The 17,925-nt window shown below is 50.4% G+C and carries 12 protein-coding genes; all 12 read left to right on the top strand.

The window, feature by feature from the left end; translation table 11 throughout:
- The first annotated feature begins 112 nt into the window (after nucleotides 1-112).
- The 12 genes from ACQ76X_RS06980 to ACQ76X_RS06925 all read left to right on the top strand — a co-directional run bounded on the left by ACQ76X_RS06980 (nucleotide 113) and on the right by ACQ76X_RS06925 (nucleotide 17,925).
- Complete coding sequence (locus ACQ76X_RS06980) at nucleotides 113-1,477, top strand: extracellular solute-binding protein (RefSeq protein WP_438492532.1); 1,365 nt, start codon at nucleotides 113-115, stop codon at nucleotides 1,475-1,477.
- 217 nt (nucleotides 1,478-1,694) lie between these two features.
- Nucleotides 1,695-2,771 carry an SGNH/GDSL hydrolase family protein gene (locus tag ACQ76X_RS06975; RefSeq protein ID WP_438492531.1) on the top strand — a complete coding sequence of 359 codons (1,077 nt, stop codon included), beginning with the start codon at nucleotides 1,695-1,697 and terminating at the stop codon, nucleotides 2,769-2,771.
- A gap of 5 nt (nucleotides 2,772-2,776) precedes the next feature.
- Nucleotides 2,777-4,333, top strand: coding sequence for an extracellular solute-binding protein (locus ACQ76X_RS06970; protein WP_438492529.1), 1,557 nt, complete (start codon nucleotides 2,777-2,779; stop codon nucleotides 4,331-4,333).
- Between the two features lie 39 nt (nucleotides 4,334-4,372).
- Complete coding sequence (locus ACQ76X_RS06965) at nucleotides 4,373-7,684, top strand: alpha/beta hydrolase fold domain-containing protein (RefSeq protein WP_438492527.1); 3,312 nt, start codon at nucleotides 4,373-4,375, stop codon at nucleotides 7,682-7,684.
- A gap of 103 nt (nucleotides 7,685-7,787) precedes the next feature.
- Complete coding sequence (locus ACQ76X_RS06960; RefSeq protein ID WP_341093199.1) at nucleotides 7,788-7,994, top strand: tautomerase family protein; 207 nt, start codon at nucleotides 7,788-7,790, stop codon at nucleotides 7,992-7,994.
- Nucleotides 7,984-8,940 carry an ABC transporter permease gene (locus ACQ76X_RS06955; protein WP_379139563.1) on the top strand — a complete coding sequence of 319 codons (957 nt, stop codon included), beginning with the start codon at nucleotides 7,984-7,986 and terminating at the stop codon, nucleotides 8,938-8,940. Before ACQ76X_RS06960 ends, ACQ76X_RS06955 begins: the two co-directional genes overlap by 11 nt.
- Nucleotides 8,941-8,961: 21 nt before the next feature.
- Complete coding sequence (locus tag ACQ76X_RS06950) at nucleotides 8,962-9,846, top strand: carbohydrate ABC transporter permease (protein WP_341093201.1); 885 nt, start codon at nucleotides 8,962-8,964, stop codon at nucleotides 9,844-9,846.
- A 65-nt stretch (nucleotides 9,847-9,911) separates the two neighbouring features.
- Nucleotides 9,912-10,943: a response regulator transcription factor gene (locus ACQ76X_RS06945; protein ID WP_438492524.1), complete on the top strand. Its 1,032-nt coding sequence runs from the start codon at nucleotides 9,912-9,914 to the stop codon at nucleotides 10,941-10,943.
- On the top strand, nucleotides 10,943-12,739 hold the full coding sequence (locus ACQ76X_RS06940; protein ID WP_438492522.1) for a cache domain-containing sensor histidine kinase: 1,797 nt from the start codon (nucleotides 10,943-10,945) through the stop codon (nucleotides 12,737-12,739). The genes ACQ76X_RS06945 and ACQ76X_RS06940 overlap by 1 nt, the downstream gene beginning before the upstream one ends.
- Before the next feature lie 46 nt (nucleotides 12,740-12,785).
- Nucleotides 12,786-13,547, top strand: a complete 762-nt coding sequence (locus tag ACQ76X_RS06935) for an SDR family NAD(P)-dependent oxidoreductase (RefSeq protein WP_341378633.1) — start codon at nucleotides 12,786-12,788, stop codon at nucleotides 13,545-13,547.
- Nucleotides 13,544-15,628 carry a heparinase II/III domain-containing protein gene (locus ACQ76X_RS06930; protein ID WP_438492519.1) on the top strand — a complete coding sequence of 695 codons (2,085 nt, stop codon included), beginning with the start codon at nucleotides 13,544-13,546 and terminating at the stop codon, nucleotides 15,626-15,628. The genes ACQ76X_RS06935 and ACQ76X_RS06930 overlap by 4 nt, the downstream gene beginning before the upstream one ends.
- Nucleotides 15,629-15,630: 2 nt before the next feature.
- Nucleotides 15,631-17,925 carry a DUF4962 domain-containing protein gene (locus ACQ76X_RS06925; RefSeq protein ID WP_438492517.1) on the top strand — a complete coding sequence of 765 codons (2,295 nt, stop codon included), beginning with the start codon at nucleotides 15,631-15,633 and terminating at the stop codon, nucleotides 17,923-17,925.

Here is a 17,925-nt window from a genome sequence, read left to right as displayed (position 1 = left end):
ATGATGAATACTGTATAACTTGTCCCTATGGGCTCGATTAATCGGAAGATGGCGAGGAACCCCAATGCAGAAAAGGAATAGCAGAAAATTTTTCCGTATTCGGTTAGAGGAAATGATTCAAACCTTGCGGCATGAAATTCGTTCCGGGAGTATTGCGATCGGCAGTTATCTCCCTTCGGAGAGCGACCTGGAGGTTCGCTTCGGACTTAGCAACGCTTCCGTGCGCAACGGGCTCAAGGTGCTGGTGGACGAAGGCTTAATTGAGAAAATCCCTCGTGTTGGCAATCGGGTACTCTCTCCGGTGCCGGAGGGCAGAACGACGATCAAGTTCGGATATGTGAACACGATCCCAAAGCTTGTAGAGATGCAAGAGCTTCTGAATGAGTTCGGCAAGCGGTATCCGCATATCGAAGTTCAGCCACTCGAGTTGTCTTCAGGAAACTACTCATCATCGCTAAAGGAACATTTGCAATCGGAAATCATAGATGTCGTACTGATGAACAATAATAATTATCAGGATTTTGTGGAGCAAGGCTGTACGGAGCTGCTGGAGCCGCTGGAGGAGCAGCCGGACACCTACCGTTTTCTTTCCGATCCGTTCCGGTATGGTGACCGTAATCGCGTTCGGCCCTTTATTTATTCTCCAGTCGTGCTTTGTTATAATAAACACCATTTTAAGGAAGCCGGCGTATCACCACCTGACAGCAGCTGGACCTGGGATGATTTGTTCGCTTACGGTCGGAAGGTAGCTGAGGGTCAGGATTGGTACGGATTTTATTTTTATTTGCCTTCCCGCAACCGGTGGCCGTTGTTCCTGCTTCAGAGCGGCACGACGTTTGAGGCAGAACAGGACGGCGAAGGCAAATTCCGGCTCAGTGGCTCAAAGCTAATCGACAGTTTAGGTACCATTCGAAAGCTGATCGGCATGAAAGATGTATTTCCAGCCGTACTGTCCGAGAGCGACGCCGATGCAGAAGCGTTATTCTTGCAAGGCAAAGTATCCATGATTATGACGACTTATTACTTCTTGAATCAATTGCGTCATTCCGATCTGGCATTCGATATTGCCCCGCTGCCCAGGCTACAAAATGCCAATACGCTGCTGATCATAAACGGGCTGGCGGTTAACAGCAAATCGCAGAATAAGGATGCTGCCATGCTTCTCGTCGATTTTCTCACCTCGCATGAGGCGCAACTACTCCTTCGGCGCAAGACGCTGAATATTGCAGCCAACCGTTTGGCGATGGAATGGGAAGGCGAGGAAGCCGGTTATCGTCCGGCCCGCTTTCAGTTATACCGCGAGATCTTTCCCACCTATCGTCTGGTCACGGAGCTGGGCTTAAGCAACCGCCAGTTAAAAGACATTCAGCGCGATATCATGATGTTTGTTTCTGGCTTGCTGAATAACGATGAGTTATGCGGCAGGTTAGAGGAAACATTGAACACGACGGATCAGGAGCTCCGCTCTCTTGAGTAGTGCATTGTGATTTGAAAATTCCGGCACAGGTTCAGTTCTGAACCTGTGCTTTTTGCTTTGTTGAATTATTGGTTCATCAACAACCGCTAACTCATAAAAGACTCATATTAAACATAAATACATATTGACTACGCTTACATTGTTATTATATGATTTTTTAGAAGTCAGATATGAGTTAATGCTGACTCATGATTATTAAGGTGGTGTAGCTGTAACGATGGAGAAGGACGGCGTTTATTTTCACAATGTTTCGGAGCTGGTACATAAACCCTATCAATCCGGATTGCACCTGCAGCGTTTTCCGCAGCAAGTGCGTACCGGTTTGTCAGAGAAAGGAAGGACCAAGGCCATACAATCGAACGGCTGTGAATTGCGGTTTGTCACCGAATCCAAACATGTCAGAGTGACCGTCGGCTCGAATGATAGCAATGGCCGCGTCGTGGTATGCAGAGGGGATTTTTTTCATTCCCAGCATTTACTGCAAGCCGGTACGGTAACCACCCTGCATTTGGAGCAGCCGGAACGTTTCGCGGAGGTGCCGAGCGAGCGGCTGAATCAGTCTGGATTTTCCTCTAATGTGTGGCGTTTGCATTTTGACCGCTTCGGGGCTGTCTTCTACGATGTGGATGCATTTGGCTGCGAAGTGCGCGTGCCAAATTCAGATGAGGTTCCGAAGCTGACGATGCTGGCATACGGGTCTTCCATCAGTCAGAGCGCGGGATCCACGCATCATTTCAACGGATACTTGCAGCAGACGGCGCGCAGACTCGGCGTGGATGTGCTTAACCTTGCACTCAGCGGATCCTGCTACTGCGAGAACGTTGTTGCCGATCATCTGGCGGAACGCGAGGATTGGGATTTCCTGTTTCTGGAGCTTGGTGTCAATATGCGCGCTGTGGTGTCTCCCGAGGAATTTAAGCGCAGGGTGTCTTACATGCTGGGCCGGGTTATCGAACGCCATCCCGGCAAACCTGTTTTTGTCACTACGATTTACCCGAATCGAGCAACTTATTTTCTTGATACAAGTCATCTTCTTCATGTCCAAGAGGGGATTTTTAACGAAGCGCTGCTTCATTACTTTGAAAGCAGTAAACATCCGCAGCTGCATCTGCTGGATGGCGCAGCGATTATGCGCGATCTTACATCGCTCACGTCCGATCTGATTCATCCTTCGGATTACGGACACACGCTGATGAGTGAGCAATTAGCAAAGCTGCTGCAGCCGGTGATCGAGCCGCTCCGAACTTCTAGTCATTCTAGTGCCGCTGACCAAAATTTTGTAACAGGGAGTTGATGGACATGAAGCGTTGGATGCTTACCATGGTGGGAGTTTCATTATTAGCCGCCTCTATGAACGGATGTTCCACTTCAAATAAGGGAGAAGAGGAACAAGCAGGGGAGAGTCAGGGCAAGAACACTGCTTTTTCCATATCGTTCCGGAGCGGAAACATTTCGTATGCAGACAATCATCCGAATATCAATGATGACAAATGGGTTAAAAAGCTGGAGGAACTTACCCATACAGATCTTAACATCCGTTTGATGCAGCAGAAAAATTTTGACTCGCAAATGATCCAAATGTTCGCGATCAACGACATTCCGGATGTCGTTCAAGCAAGCTCCGGGCTGACGAATCCCCAGTTGGCCGGTTCCGTGGAGGCCGGAGTATTCATGCCCCTTAATGAATTGCTTGAGAAGTATGGGCAAGACCTGCTCAAGAAAGTTCCGAAGGAGGCTTGGGAAAAGGAGACCGATGCGAAAGGCAACATCTACGCGATTCCCGAATGGCTGTCCAATCCGTCACGCCGGGCGACTTGGATTCGTGCGGATCTACTGGAAAAAACGGGCCTGCCAGAACCGAAAACAGTGGACGACTTCCTGAACGTCATGCGTGCCTTTAAGAAGATGGGTGTGGAGAATCCTTATATGGGCCGGGAGGACTTTGTATATTCGGATATGTTCTTCGGGTCTTACGATACCTTTGGCAATTTCTTTATGAAACAAGGGGATCAAATCGTACCGAAATTTATGAATATCGAGAATATGCAAAAGACGATCCAAACGTATAAGACAATGTTCGACGAAGGACTGATCAACAAGGAATTCGTCACGATTAATCCCACGAAATTCAAGAACGATATTCTCTCAGGCAAAGCGGGCATCTGGAACATGAATGCCAACCTTTTGATGCAATGGGACCAGCAGCTAAAGGAACAGGTACCTGCCGCGAAAATGAAACTGATCGCCTCGCCGACAGGGCCGGATGGGAAGGGTGGACTTCGCCTTGTCGGTACGGTGCCGAGAGCCTATTTAATCAACAAGAATGCGAAGGACCCTGCCGGAATCGTCAAGTTTTTCAACTGGATGGTCAGTGACGAAGCGGAGAAGTTCTTTACCTTCGGGATTGAAGGGGAAAATTATACGGTAGAGAACGGCAATATTAACTACAATAGACCGAAAACCGCCGATGAGGTCGACGAGGAAACGTTTCGACAAATCCTGCTGTGGTTCGTACAAGATACAACCTACAATAAAGGCGCGCTCAGCCTCACCCCTGAAGGAAATGACTTGATGAAGCTCTACGATACGGTACTTGCGAGTGAGGGCCGTGACGGGATTCAATTCGAACCCCAGGTGCAAGGCTACCAGAAAAACCCGGATATTACTCCAGGGGGAGATAAACTGCCGCCCGTCATATTGACGCATGTGATCAATATGGTATACGGCAAGGAGCCAATATCCGATTATCCGAAGGTGGTGGAGGAATGGCTGCAGAAAGGGGGTAGTGATGTCGTCAAGGAAGCAACAGAACGGTTTAACAACAACGACGGTGTCATTTTGTCCCGGCAACAATAAGCATTGATAATACCTATACCTTGTCAGGGAGGAATTTATTTGAGAAACGGACTGCGCAGGAAAGCTTTTCGATTCGGAACAAGAGTACTGTTGGCCTTGACTTTGTTATGTCCGCCCCTTGAATTGCAAGCGCTTACTCAGGTGCATGCAGAAACACCGGTGCCAATCCCTCAACCGGCTGAACCTCAGCCGTTTCCGGTTCCGGAGGGCGTTGAGCTGTATGAAGATGTGCTGATTGGAAATGCTGGAACGCGTCCGATTTATACTTCGATAGCCGTACCGAAAACCACGCCTAATGCACCGATGCCGGTGATGGTATACATCCATGGGGGAGGCTGGAACCACGGAGACCGGAAGCAAGCCCTTGCCAGCATCTGCAGCTATGTGACCAAGCGGGGATACATCGGAGTTTCACTGGATTACCGGTTAACCCCGGAAGCGCCGTTTCCGGCGCAAATTCAGGACGTGAAGCTGGCAATTCGTTATTTGCGCGCACATGCAGCAGAATATCATCTGGACCCTAGTCGAATCGGTGTATGGGGTACGTCCTCAGGCGGTCATCTGGCCTCGCTGCTCGGTACGACAGGGCAGATCACTTCAGGTGATACGATCACACTGGATACAGGACATGTCGTAAACGTTCCGGATTTGGGCGGGAATGGCGGTTGGCACCAATATTCCGATCAAGTCCAAGCCGTTGTCGATATGTACGGACCAGCGGATTTCACCACAAACTTCGCCAATAGCTACAAATCCGTGAAAGCACTTTTAGGCGGAAATAACGCCTTCTCTGTGCCGGACCAAGCTAGGCTGGCCATGCCTGGCACTTATGCCTCACCGGACGATCCGCCTTTTTTCATCCGCCATGGTGATGCCGATGCGACGATCCCATACACGGATAGCGTTACGTTCTCCAATCAATTGAAGGATGCAGGCGTGAAAGTGGTCGATGTCAAAATCGTGCCAAAACAAGGACACGGCTTCACCGGCGAGGCGGCTGAGCAGGCAAGCGCCGAGGCGTGGGCCTTTTTGGATCAATATGTGAAGAACCGTATCACAACAACACCTCCGGATGAGGTTGTCTACCGGGACCTGACTAGTCTGACGCCGAGCGACGACGCGGTCATCGACAGCAGTAAACCCGCCTTAAACTTCAACAGCGCGACGGGAAGCAGCAACCCCCGTCCACAGCTGGTTGTTCAAGAGGCGGTTGAACCTTCAGGCGATCATGAGGCTCCTTCCTGGCCGGATGGAGGTTCACTGAAAACCGTGAATATAGGCACGGACTTCATTCAACTTTCGTGGCCGGCCGCTAGTGATAACCAAGGGATCGGCTCCTATCGCGTGTACCGGGATAACACCTTGCTATCCAATGTTACCGGTGCAACGTATACGGTTGCCGGGCTGCACCCGGGCACGGCATACACCTTTAAAGTTGAAGCGGTGGATCACTCAGGCAATGCATCTGCACCGCTTTCTTTCATCCGGTCAACGCTGGCAGAACCCATCATTCCTTACGCGACGGTAAACGTGACAGCCAGTGACAGCGATGGCAATATCGCAACGAATACCATCGATAATAACTTGTTTACCCGTTGGTCCGCCGCCGGTAACGGTCCTTGGATCGAATACGATTTAGGCGAATGTAAGCCGATCGGCTATTTAGGTATTGCCGTTTATAAAGGAGATACACGCACGAGTCAATTGAGTATCGAAACTTCAAATGACGGTGCGGTGTGGACTCCGGCATGGTCTGGCGCCAGCCGGTTCATGACTACAGAGATGCAGGCATTCGATCTCCCGGACACAGCAGCGAGATATGTACGCATTGTAGGCCTTGGGAATTCCGATGGCAGTGCGTTTACAAGTTTATCGGAAGTAGATGTCTATGCGCCGTTTGCGAATGGCGATACGCCTGTAGCCAATATTCCGAACTTTACGCCGGGTTCGCCCCGGGAACCGGTCCCGTTCACAGCTCCGGGATTAACCGAAGCTGACGGAACAGTGCATCCGGTTCATTCCCCGCATGCGACAACCGGCCGTGTCCTGAATGTGCTGAACTATCATGCCGATCCCGCTGATAACGATGCAGACGACGGCCTTGCCATTCAAGCTGCCATAAACAGTGCCCAGCCCGGTGACGAAGTCTATTTGCCGTCCGGGGTTTATAATTTGAACTCGACACTAGATACCCTTGTCAATTTGAAGCTCAAGTCTGGTGTGAATCTTCGCGGCGAAAATCAATCCGCAACCATTCTCAAAACGTCACTCAACAAGGTGAAAAACAGTTCGCTTATGAAAGTATCCGGTCAGCATGATCTGTCCATATCCAATCTCACCCTAACTTCCACTTGGAAGGGTTCCTACCTGACAGATCATAAAGTGAACAATCCGGACGCCGGCGGTCCCGACAGTATGATCACCATCGCGAATTTTGGCGAGCTTCCGTCATACAACATCACGGTTGATGGGGTTACTGTTGAGAAGTATTCACGTATGGGCGTGCGTATCAACAACAGCCGCAATATTGTCGTACGCCGCAGTACGTTCCGCAATGCGACGGATGTAGGTCCGGGCGGTGCCGGCTACGGCGTGTCGATTCAGGGCATGGCCAAACAGGATCGTAACGGATACGATAACGACACGCTTTGGAACGTAGTCGAGGATTCCTGTTTCGAAGGGCCTTATTTGCGGCATGGCGCGCTGATCCAATTTGTCGCACATAACAATGTCCTGCGAGGCAATCAGTTTACGAATACAAAGCTGGATGCCATCGACCTGCACGGGGAACTCGAATACTTGAACGAGATATACGGCAATGTGATTAGCAATATTCCTTACGGCGCTGCGATCGGACTGGGAAACACCGGCGGAACAGCACCCAGCAACCACAGTAAGACAGGACCACGCAACTATATCCATGACAATACGATTCGCAATACAAGAGAAGGAATCAATGTAACTATGGGTACCCCGGATACAGTCATCGAGCGCAATCTGATTGAAAACACAACCGGCATAGAGGATGCCAAGGGCATTCGGATTTTGAACGGTCCGGGCACGATCATCAAGGAGAATGTCATTCGCAATAATACTGCGCCGAATTATTGGGCTGTATCGCTTGAGCATGATCCCGGCGACAGCAAAGCAAATAATATCGGAGAAGGTGATCCGCAGAATGTTCAGTTGATTGGGAATTCGCTGACCGGCAATACGAATGGCATACGGCTTCTTGCGGGAACCGGGATCACCCTTCAGGGGAATCTCGTTGACAGCGTTAGTCTCAATTATTTCAAAAGCGAACATGTGGTGGTAGAAGGCTGGCCTTCAAACAACGAAGCTATCCCCTAAAGAAAACACAAGTACACTCACAGAAACCCCATATTGCAAGCGCTTTATTGTCTGTAGAATAAGGATAGATTCAATCACTATTTGAGGAAATGGAGGAAAGACGATGCCACATATTGAGATCAGAATGTACGAAGGCCGAACGCGTGAGCAGAAGGAGGAGATAGTCACTGTATTCACGCGGGAGCTATCCCGGATTATTGAACGGGAGGAACGGTTCATCACCGTCGAATTTGAGGAAATTCCCCTAGATGAGAATGCTCCGGCAAACCTGTTAAAAACAGGACCTGGAGGAAACGGCCATGAAGGCTAAGTTAACTGCGGTAGATCTTATTAACTACAAGGCCGATACGAAAAAGTCCCTGCTTTTAAACATGTGGAAATTCAGAGCGCTGTACGTGATCGCGATTCCCGGGATCTTGTACTTTATCATTTTCAAGTACGTGCCGTTGGCCGGTTCAGTTATTGCGTTTCAGAACTACAACATTTTTAAAGGCTTCACAGGCAGCGAGTGGGTGGGACTTGAGCACTTTAGAACCATGTTTCAATACCAGGATTTCGGGCGGATCTTAAGCAATACGATTCTGCTGGGCTTGTATGATCTCCTATTCGCCTTTCCGGCTCCGATATTGCTTGCGCTCCTGCTGAATGAAATCCGTCTTGTGTTTTACAAACGCTTTTTGCAAACAGTGGTTTATATGCCCCATTTTCTGTCCTGGGTAATTGTCAGCGGAATCGCCTTGGGCATTCTCTCCCCAGGAACAGGGATTGTGAACCAGGTTTTACAGGCCTTCGGGTTTGAACCGATTTATTTTCTTGGTGAAAATTCATACATTCGCACGATTCTGATCAGTTCCGGCATTTGGCGGGATTCCGGGTACGGTACGATCATTTACCTGGCCGCATTGGCAGGAATCAACCCGGATCTGTATGAGGCTGCAGAAGTAGACGGAGCCGGGCGCTGGAAACAAACCATGGCGATTACGCTCCCGTCTCTTATACCGACAATTATGATTTTGTTCCTTCTCCATATCGGGAGATTTCTTGATCTTGGCTTCGAGCGGGTCTGGGTATTCCTGAACGCGCTTAATACCGGGAACGGGGAGATTCTGGACACTTATATCTATAAGGCGGGGCTGCTGTCTCAGCAATACAGCTATACAACAGCAGTGGGGCTATTCAAGTCGGTAGTGGGACTCATTCTGGTGCTCATCGGCAACATTTTGAGCAAGAAAACAACCGGTGAATCGCTGTATTAATCGCTCTTTATGGAGGTAGGGATGATGAGAGTACGCTACACTCGCGGCCAGAATCTATTTAATGTGTTTAATCTTTTGTTTCTGACCGCCCTTGCTTTGGCTATGTTTCTGCCGTTTCTGAATGTGATTGCCCAGTCCTTCAGCAGCTCCGAAGCAATTATTAATGGCAGGGTAGGCTTACTGCCCAAAGATTTTACGGCGATCAATTATCAGTACGTTTTCAGCGATCACTCCATTTGGCGGGCGTTCGGTGTCTCCGTCTATATTACGGTGCTGGGCACCGCCATCAATCTGATTGCGACAGCGTCTCTCGCTTATCCGGTGTCGCGTCCGGAATTCGTAGGGCGTAAATACATCGTCATGATGGTATTGTTCACCATGGTATTCAGCGCCCCCCTAATTCCGAACTTTATTCTGATTAAGAATTTGGGGCTTATGAACTCCCTATGGGCACTCATGATTCCCGGCGCCATCAGCGCATTTAACTTCTTCGTGATGAGAAGCTTCTTCATGCAGCTGCCGCAGGAACTGATTGACTCCTCCCGGATCGACGGGTGCGGCGAGCTGCGGATCATCGTCAGTATGGTACTGCCGCTGTCCAAACCGGTCATGGCCTCATTGGGGATTTTCTACGCCGTCGGACATTGGAACACTTACATGAGCGCGTTATATTACATCAACAAGCCGTCCTTATGGCCTCTGCAGGTGATGCTGAAGAAGCTCTTCGAGACGGACGATATCAGCATTGACCCGGCTTCCTCGGTCTATAGCTCTCTGGCACACACATCGCCTGAGGGTATCAAAATGGCCGTTATTATTGTCGCAACTATTCCGATTATCATGATTTATCCGTTTCTTCAACGCCATTTCGTTAAAGGAATGATGGTCGGCTCCGTGAAATCCTGATCTATTATAATGTGATAGAATAGGAAACGCATGTAGCGAGACGAATCGGAAGGTGGTATCCATGGATGAGATGTGTATTGATCGTAGACGACGAGCCCATGATTCGAAAGGGACTTTCTATCATGATCTCTCAATGCGGCGGGCATCCGTATAACATCAAGCTGGCCCAGAATGGAGAAGAGGCAATTCAGCTCATTATGGAGGAACAGCCGGATTTTCTGTTTACAGATATCCGTATGCCTAAGGTAGACGGACTGGAGCTGTGCCGGCGATTGTCGGAGATGGAGACGGATATTCAGACCGTTGTCATCTCGGGCTATGGAGATTTTGAATACGCCCGCCAATGCGTGTCTTATGGAGTGAAAGAATATCTCCTGAAGCCCGTAAGCAAAGGGAGCCTTCAAAATGTGATCGCCAAGTTAGAGGCGAATAGAGTGAAGCTGGAGAGCTTTGTCTCTGTCGCCAAGCTCGATGAATGGGTCGTGCGTATGGATGATGCCATCTGGACCTTGGATAAAGAGAAGCTTTACCTTGTATTAAAGGAATGGGAAACGGACTTCCTCCAGCGGAAGATGAGCCGAAACCAGCAAAAAGAACTTCTGGAAGAGGGCTACACTTTGCTCGTGAAGAGGCTCCATATCAATTCGGTCACACCCCGTAAAAGCGTGCTGGACTTGTCCGCAGCATCCGGACCTGATCAGTTATTCCACTGCTTCGCAGAAGCGTCGGCAGCTATACTGGAAGAGCTTCGGATCAAGCGCAAGGGCAAGGCAAAGGACCCGATAGAGGAAGCTAAAGCTTTCATAGAAAAACATCTCGCCCAGGAAGTATCGCTGGAGGAGGTGGCGGAGGTGCTTGGTCTGAATGCCTCTTACTTCAGCCAGTTGTTTAAGCACTCGACAGGAGAGACCTTTGTACACTACCGCATTAAACGCAGAATGGAGAAGGCCAAAAGGCTGCTTGCCGATGCAAGCTATCGGATAACCGATATTTCCTATGAGGTCGGGTATGCGGACCACCCCCATTTTACGAAGACGTTCAAGAAGTTCACGGGGCAGGCTCCCTCCGAGTACCGCAACCGGCTGGGAATTGATTGATGAGAAAAAGCCTGTCGAACAAGCTGTTTGCCTCGTTTCTGACCGTCATTGTTCTATCCTTGGCCATGGTAGGGTTTATCTCTTATTTTCAGGCTTCGGCTGAGCTTGATAAATCTTCGGAGAAGTCCATTGCCCAAGTGATCAGGAGCGCGTCCTATCAAACGGACCTGTATTTGCAAAATTATGAAAAGGCCAGCGATTCCATCCTCTCCTACAATCAAGTCAAACAGTTCCTGGATATGGACCCGGAGGACAGCTACTCTTACTATCAATATACAAATGACATACAAAAGGATTTATTTCGTTCTTTATTCATTCTTTATCCTCAAATTAACCTGATGTACGTTATTGGTGAACACGGCAAGGCCATTAGCGACGATAACTCATATCAGGCGTATAGCCTGAAGTTCCATCCGCTGGAACGCTACCGGTTCTTAAGCGAGCACACGCCGGAGAGCGGCCGCATCACCATTCTCAACACGAATGTGATGAATGAAGGGGATCAGAACATTATAACGATGGTCCGCCGGATCAGAGGGGTCTCGTCCTATCACCCCAAAGGCATAGTGGCTATCGAATTCAAGGCAGAAGACCTGGCCCGTATATGGGAACCTCTTGATCTGGGACAAGGCGGGTCCTTCTTTATCATGGACGAATTCGGCAAACTCCTATATCAGCCCGAAGGAAATGAGAACCATCCAGGGTTATCTGCCGGTCACATCCGAAATGTATTTCAGCACCCCAATGACTCTGTTGTGGAGAAGGTAGACGGGAAAGAGTATTTGTTCGTGTCGAGAAAATCCGATTATTCCAAATGGCAGCTTGTGGTATCCATACCGGTTGGCGAGCTGCGCAAGCCCATCTCTACCATTCGTACGACCACGCTGGTTGTGGGAGTTCTCACGCTTGTCGGCACACTGTTGCTTGCCACCTGGTTTGGACGATCCATCACGAAGCCGATCCTGATTCTCAAGGAAGGCATGAGGCAGACGGAAAAAGGCAATTGGCGCAGGCTTGAGATGAACGGCCGTCAGGATGAGCTGGGGGGATTGATGCATAGCTACAATCTTATGGTGTCCCGGCTGTCCGAAATGATCGAGCGGGTATATGAAGCGGAGCTTACAACCCAGAAGGAGGCCCTGGAGCGTCATCAGGCTGAATTTCAGGCACTTCAGCTGCAGATTAACCCGCACTATCTGTATAACACGTTAGAAACTATTAAATGTTACGCCGTTGTTCAGGATTCGGACGAAATAACAGAAATAGTGGAGGCCATGGCGTTCATGCTTCGTTACTCCATCCAGACCAATCTGGAGGAGATTACGATTGCCAATGAGCTTAATCATGTACTGAGCTACATGACGATTCTCAAGCACCGGAACGGCAGGGAGTTCGAAATTGATGTTGTGATTCCGCCGACGCTGCTACTGGCCAAGATGGTCAGGCTGACGCTTCAGCCCTTGATTGAAAATATTTTTCAGCACGCGTTTCCCGATGGGATTGAAAACAGGCATTATATTCGTATCGACGCCAGGATAGAAGGGGGCCGGTTTCTCGTTCTCGTAGAGGATAACGGAGCAGGGATGTCCCGGGAACGGCTAGATAAACTCCGCGAGAAGCTGAACCTGAACCAGCTGGCGGATACGGAAGGCGACTCTCTCTATCATCGAGGTGGGATCGGGCTGATGAACGTACACCGGAGAATCCAAATGGTGTTCGGAGAACAGTACGGGTTAAGCGTCGAAAGTGAGGAGAATGAAGGAACACGGATGATCTTATCCATGCCTGCGGAGTGAAAATACGGATGATTAAGAAAAAAACTACTACTTGGAGGAATATGTAATGAAAATTGATTTGACTGGTAAAATCGCGCTGGTTACAGGGTCCAATGCAGGGATAGGCCGACAAATCCTAGAGACGCTTGCAGCTTCCGGCGCCAAAGTCGCCGTAAACTATTTGTACGGTTCTTCGGAGGAAACGGTCGAAGCCGTCCGCCAGGCTGGAGGAGAAGCTTATGCATTTCAGGCGGATGTCACAAATCCAGCCCAGCTGGACAACATGGTGAAGGAAATAGAGGCGCAATTCGGCGGTACCATCGATATCCTCGTCAACAATGCCGGAGGTATGGTCAAGCGGGTTCCCAATACCGAAATGGACGAAGAGCATTACAACAAGGTGATGGACGTCAATTTTAAATCATGCGTGTTCGCCTGCAAAGCCGTAGCACCGGGAATGATCGCCAAGAAAAGCGGTAAAATCATCAATGTATCCTCTCTCGCGGCTCATGACGGCGGCGGACCGGGCGCTTCCATCTATGCAGCAGGCAAAGCAGCGGTATGGTCTTATACCAAGGGACTTGCCAAAGAGCTCAGTCCTCACGGGATTAATGTAAACGCTATCTCTCCCGGATTTATCGGTCAGACCGCATTCCATGCCACCTTTACTGCAGATGCGGCAAGACAGGCGACAATTGCGAAGATTCCATTGGGCCGGGAAGGCGCACCGCAAGATGTGAGTAACGTGACACTCTTCCTCGCTTCAGAGCTGTCGGATTATCTGACTGGCGAAATCATTGAAATTAACGGAGGCTTGTTCATGCGATGATGAACCTTAAGGAGAAAGCAGACACTTTTTCCTGGGTTGGCCCTGTAGTGGATAAATTGAAGAGAGAGATGGACCTTTTCCGGGAAGAAGCGATTCGGCTTCCGGCAGAACCCGGCGGCTGGTGGCACCAATATGTGTGCCCCCGGCATCATACCGAGCTGATCTTTGATGCTGCGGAGCAGGACGCGTTTGTCTTTACTTGTCCGCAAGGCTGCAAGCTGGAAGGCGAGCCTTACCGGGGAGCCTGGCTGGTATACCGGCATCAGGCGATAGCGCGTTACGCACTGCAGGCTGCCGCGGTATTCGTTGCAGACGGGGAAGACTTCTATAGCGGCTTGGCCCAGAAGATTCTTGTCGGATATGCGGAGCAGTTCCCGCTGTATCCGGTTCATCCCGATGCCCAACCCTGGATGCTTAGCGGCCGTGCCTTTCATCAGGCGCTGACGGAAGCAATCTGGTCCACCACACTTATTCGGGCCTATCTGCTTCTTGTGGACCATGGAGTAACGTTCACGGAAGAGGAAGAGTTGAAGCTGCAGGTGTTCTTCACGATGCTGGAGGAAAGCATGGAGCAATACCGCCACATTCTCATTCACGAGAAGAAGAATGCAGAGAACAATTATACCGCATGGCTGAACGCCAGCCTGGCTTGCGTATATGCCGCCAAAGGTACCCGGGCAAAACTCGGTTCCCTGCTGGAGGGGGAAGGCGGTTTCTATCATCATCTGTCTATCGGCGTTAAGCCGGATGGCTTTGAATTTGAAGGCAGCACGTACTACCATATTTTTGTACTGCGGGCTTACCTCATTGCAGCTGAGATGGCCGGACGCTTCGGGGTTGACCTATATGATGCCAAAGGAGCGCAGGGACAATCCATCCGCGGTATGTTTCAGCTGCTGGTCGAGCTTAGCGGCGACAACGGGGAGCTTCCAGCTGTGCATGATGGTCCTTATGCACGCGTTCCTTTCGCGCGGGAAATCGTTGAAGTGATTGAAATAGGGTGTACGGTTTACAAAGACCCCACCTTCCAGCCTATACTGGCGAATGCTTACCGGTATTTATACGGACAGGAAGAGCGGAACGGTCTGGAAGCGGTGTTATATGGAGAAGGAGAGCGTAAGGTGCTTCATTTCACCTCCCGGGCAAGGGCTTCTATCCTGCTGCCGGATTCGGGCTTCGCCGTGCTCCGTCATCCGGGCAACCCGCTGTCCGTTCTGGCAGACTTCGGCGAGCATGGCGGATCTCATGGGCATTATGACAAGCTTCATATCACGATTATGCACCGGTTGGGAGAGGTTGCTCCTGAACTGGGCATGGTTCCATACGGCTCTATTTTGCGCAAGGAATGGTATGCCGAAACCGCGAGCCATAACACGGTCACCATCGGAGGCTGCTCTCAAGCAGCCCATACCGGCAGCTGCAGGAAATTTCGGCAGGAAAGCGATGATAAGTACTTATGGATTCGCTCGGATGGCGCCTATGAAGGAGCGGTTCTCGACCGGCATCTTTTGTTGACTGACGGTTGGCTGCTGGATTGGTTTCATGTTGAGCAGGCAACGGACCGGAAGCAGGATCAGGAGGTGGACTTATGGTTACATCCGACAGGAGATTTGCTGTTACCGGTCGAGTCCCGCCGCGTCCGGAAGGACTCCCCGGCAGTCCTCGGACAGGAAGCGGGCTACGGTTCGGTAGAGGTACTGTCCGTACTGCAGAATGAGACGGACTGTGCATTAAGCGCCGGGTGGAGCAGCCGTTATGATGGAGTGGGCCACGATGCGGAATATGAAGTCTCTGCGTGCACTTTGCTGGCACCTGGCTCCATTCTGCATGAAATCCGCACACCGGGTGTAGCTGAAGATCCGAGCAGTCTGATCCGAGGCATCATGCTTCGAAACAAAGGCGCGTCGGTTGATTTTATTACAGTTTATCGGGCCGGCCATGAATCTGCTGCACTAAAGCTTGTGAGTCAGGCGGGCGAAGATGCCCGAATCCAGATAGAAACAAACGGGCAAAGAGTTGTCTACTGCCTGAATCCCAAAACGGGACTGATTCAGGAAGAGTCCCTGAATACGGAGGAGTAGAGATGTCAGAACCTTTATTTCAACCTGCCAGCGGCGTGCTCGACCTGCCTTATGGGCCTGATGAACATTCGGATGTTGGAGAGAACCCGCCGCGTTTTACATGGATGCCCGCAAGTCTGGAAGAAGGGCTATATGAGCTGCAGATCTCCTCAAACAAAGAGTTTGAGCCTGAATGCACGCTGACCTACAGTCAAATCCCCTATAATCTGTTTACTCCGGATAAACCGCTGGAACCAGGCATGTATTATTGGCGGTACACTCTTATCGGAGAGAACGATATCCGTTCCGAGTGGAGCAAAGTAAGAGCTTTCGTGGTTGCGGATGAGCTGCCGCTAACGCCTCTGCCATCCAGAACAGAACGGTATACCGCTGCTTCCGGCAATCATCCGCGGCTTTGGCTTCAGGCGGAACAACTTGAATCCTACCGGGAAACCATCTGCCAAGATCCTGACTTAACAGGCTGGGCTGACTTCCTCAAGCATTCCGTACTGCCCTGGACAGAACATGCGCTTATTCCCGAGCCTGCACCGTATCCGGATAACAAGCGTGTCGCCAAGCTATGGCGGCAGATGTATATGGACTGTCAGGAAGTTTTCTATGCTGTTCGGCATTTAGCCATAGCAGGGGTTGTGCTGGAGGACGAAGGTCTTATCGCTAAAGCCAGAGAGTGGCTGCTTCATGCTGCAAGCTGGAACACGGAGGGTACCACCAGCCGGGACTACAATGATGAATGCTCCTTTCGCATAGCCGGAGCGTTGGCATGGGGCTATGATTGGCTGCACAGCTCTCTGACAGAAGAGGAACGGCTAATGGTACGGCAGGCACTGCTGCGGAGAACCGGTCAGATCGCCTTCCACGTCATCGAACGCTCCCGAATTCATCAAGTGCCTTATGACAGCCATGCCATCCGTTCTTTATCCTCCGTGCTCGTTCCCTGCTGTATTTCCATGTTGGGCGAGGAGGAGGAAGTTCAGGAATGGCTTGATTATACGCTGGAGTACTTCTCCGCCATGTATACTCCATGGGGTGGCAAGGATGGCGGCTGGGCCGAAGGCCCGATGTATTGGACCACTCAGATGGCTTTCGTTACGGAGGCATTTAATCTGGTCCGCAAATACATGGGCATCAACTTCTATGAGCGTCCCTTCTTCCGCAAAACCGGCGACTTTCCGCTCTATTGCTTCAGCCCGGATACCTTGAGGGCCAGCTTCGGAGATCAATCGTCGCTGGGAGATCCGGTCAGTCTCAAGACGGGCTTCAATATCCGCCAGTTTGCCGGTTTAACGGGAAATGGACAGTACCAGTGGTACTATGAACGGACAAAGGAATTGAATCCCGATAGCCAGATGATCTTCTATAACTACGGCTGGTGGGATTTCCGGTTCGATGAGATGGTTTACCGCTCGGATTATCCGCAGGTTCCTTCAGAACCACCGGTGGCCGCAGAGCCTCTCAAGTGGTTTCAGGATGTTGGCTGGATCGCCATGCATCACCGGATGGAAGCTCCGCAGGAACATATCATGATGCTGGCCAAGAGCAGCCGTTATGGTTCCGTGAGCCATAGCCACGGGGATCAGAACGCTTTTCTGCTGCATGCCTTCGGCGAGCCTCTGGCTATCGAAAGCGGCTATTACGTCGCATTCAACAGTACAATGCATATGCAGTGGCGCAAGCAGACCCGCTCCAAGAACGTAATTCTAATTGACGGAAAAGGCCAATATGCCGGCACGGACAAGTCCAAGAACATGGCAGCGTACGGCAAGGTGCTGAAAGCGTCTGCTACACCTGGGATCAGCTACGCGCAAATGGATGCAACGGAAGCCTACCGGGAGAATGTACCCTATCTCAAACGGTATGTACGGGAGATCTATTTTTTTGACAACGCTTATTTTGTCATTACAGATAGTGTCGATCTGGAACGTCCCGGAAAACTGGATTGGCTGTTCCATACACTCTATCCCATGAAGTTAAAGGACCAAACCTTCAAAGTAAATGGCCAAAAAGCTCAAATGGAGGGCAGGTTTGTCTACAGCTCCTCCGGAGATATGGCGCTTAGTCAAAACAATCAATTTACCGATGTAGATCCGAAGGAATGGGAAGGGCTGCCTGAGCACTGGCATTTGACCGCATCCACCCAAGAGGCTATAAGCCATCGGATCGTTACGCTTCTGATTCCCCAAAAATCTGGAAGCCGGAATTACGTATCATACTTCATGGATGATCAGGACCATGGGGTTCATGTTTACTTTACCAATCAGGGGGTTACCCGCCGGGTTGAGATTCCTAAAGCTTATTAG

Source organism: Paenibacillus sp. IHBB 3054 (assembly GCF_051594305.1).
Lineage (GTDB): Bacteria > Bacillota > Bacilli > Paenibacillales > Paenibacillaceae > Paenibacillus_AQ.
Note: the sequence above shows the minus strand (reverse complement) of the source record. Positions and strands in the feature narration are given on the sequence as shown.

Excerpts from the sequence above, each read along its gene's own strand:
- ACQ76X_RS06980 (WP_438492532.1), top strand. The coding sequence starts at position 113 with ATGATTCAAACCTTGCGGCATGAAATTCGTTCCGGGAGTATTGCGATC.
- ACQ76X_RS06975 (WP_438492531.1), top strand. The coding sequence starts at position 1,695 with ATGGAGAAGGACGGCGTTTATTTTCACAATGTTTCGGAGCTGGTACAT.
- ACQ76X_RS06970 (WP_438492529.1), top strand. The coding sequence starts at position 2,777 with ATGAAGCGTTGGATGCTTACCATGGTGGGAGTTTCATTATTAGCCGCC.
- ACQ76X_RS06960 (WP_341093199.1), top strand. The coding sequence starts at position 7,788 with ATGCCACATATTGAGATCAGAATGTACGAAGGCCGAACGCGTGAGCAG.
- ACQ76X_RS06955 (WP_379139563.1), top strand. The coding sequence starts at position 7,984 with ATGAAGGCTAAGTTAACTGCGGTAGATCTTATTAACTACAAGGCCGAT.
- ACQ76X_RS06950 (WP_341093201.1), top strand. The coding sequence starts at position 8,962 with ATGATGAGAGTACGCTACACTCGCGGCCAGAATCTATTTAATGTGTTT.
- ACQ76X_RS06945 (WP_438492524.1), top strand. The coding sequence starts at position 9,912 with ATGAGATGTGTATTGATCGTAGACGACGAGCCCATGATTCGAAAGGGA.
- ACQ76X_RS06940 (WP_438492522.1), top strand. The coding sequence starts at position 10,943 with ATGAGAAAAAGCCTGTCGAACAAGCTGTTTGCCTCGTTTCTGACCGTC.
- ACQ76X_RS06935 (WP_341378633.1), top strand. The coding sequence starts at position 12,786 with ATGAAAATTGATTTGACTGGTAAAATCGCGCTGGTTACAGGGTCCAAT.
- ACQ76X_RS06930 (WP_438492519.1), top strand. The coding sequence starts at position 13,544 with ATGATGAACCTTAAGGAGAAAGCAGACACTTTTTCCTGGGTTGGCCCT.
- ACQ76X_RS06925 (WP_438492517.1), top strand. The coding sequence starts at position 15,631 with ATGTCAGAACCTTTATTTCAACCTGCCAGCGGCGTGCTCGACCTGCCT.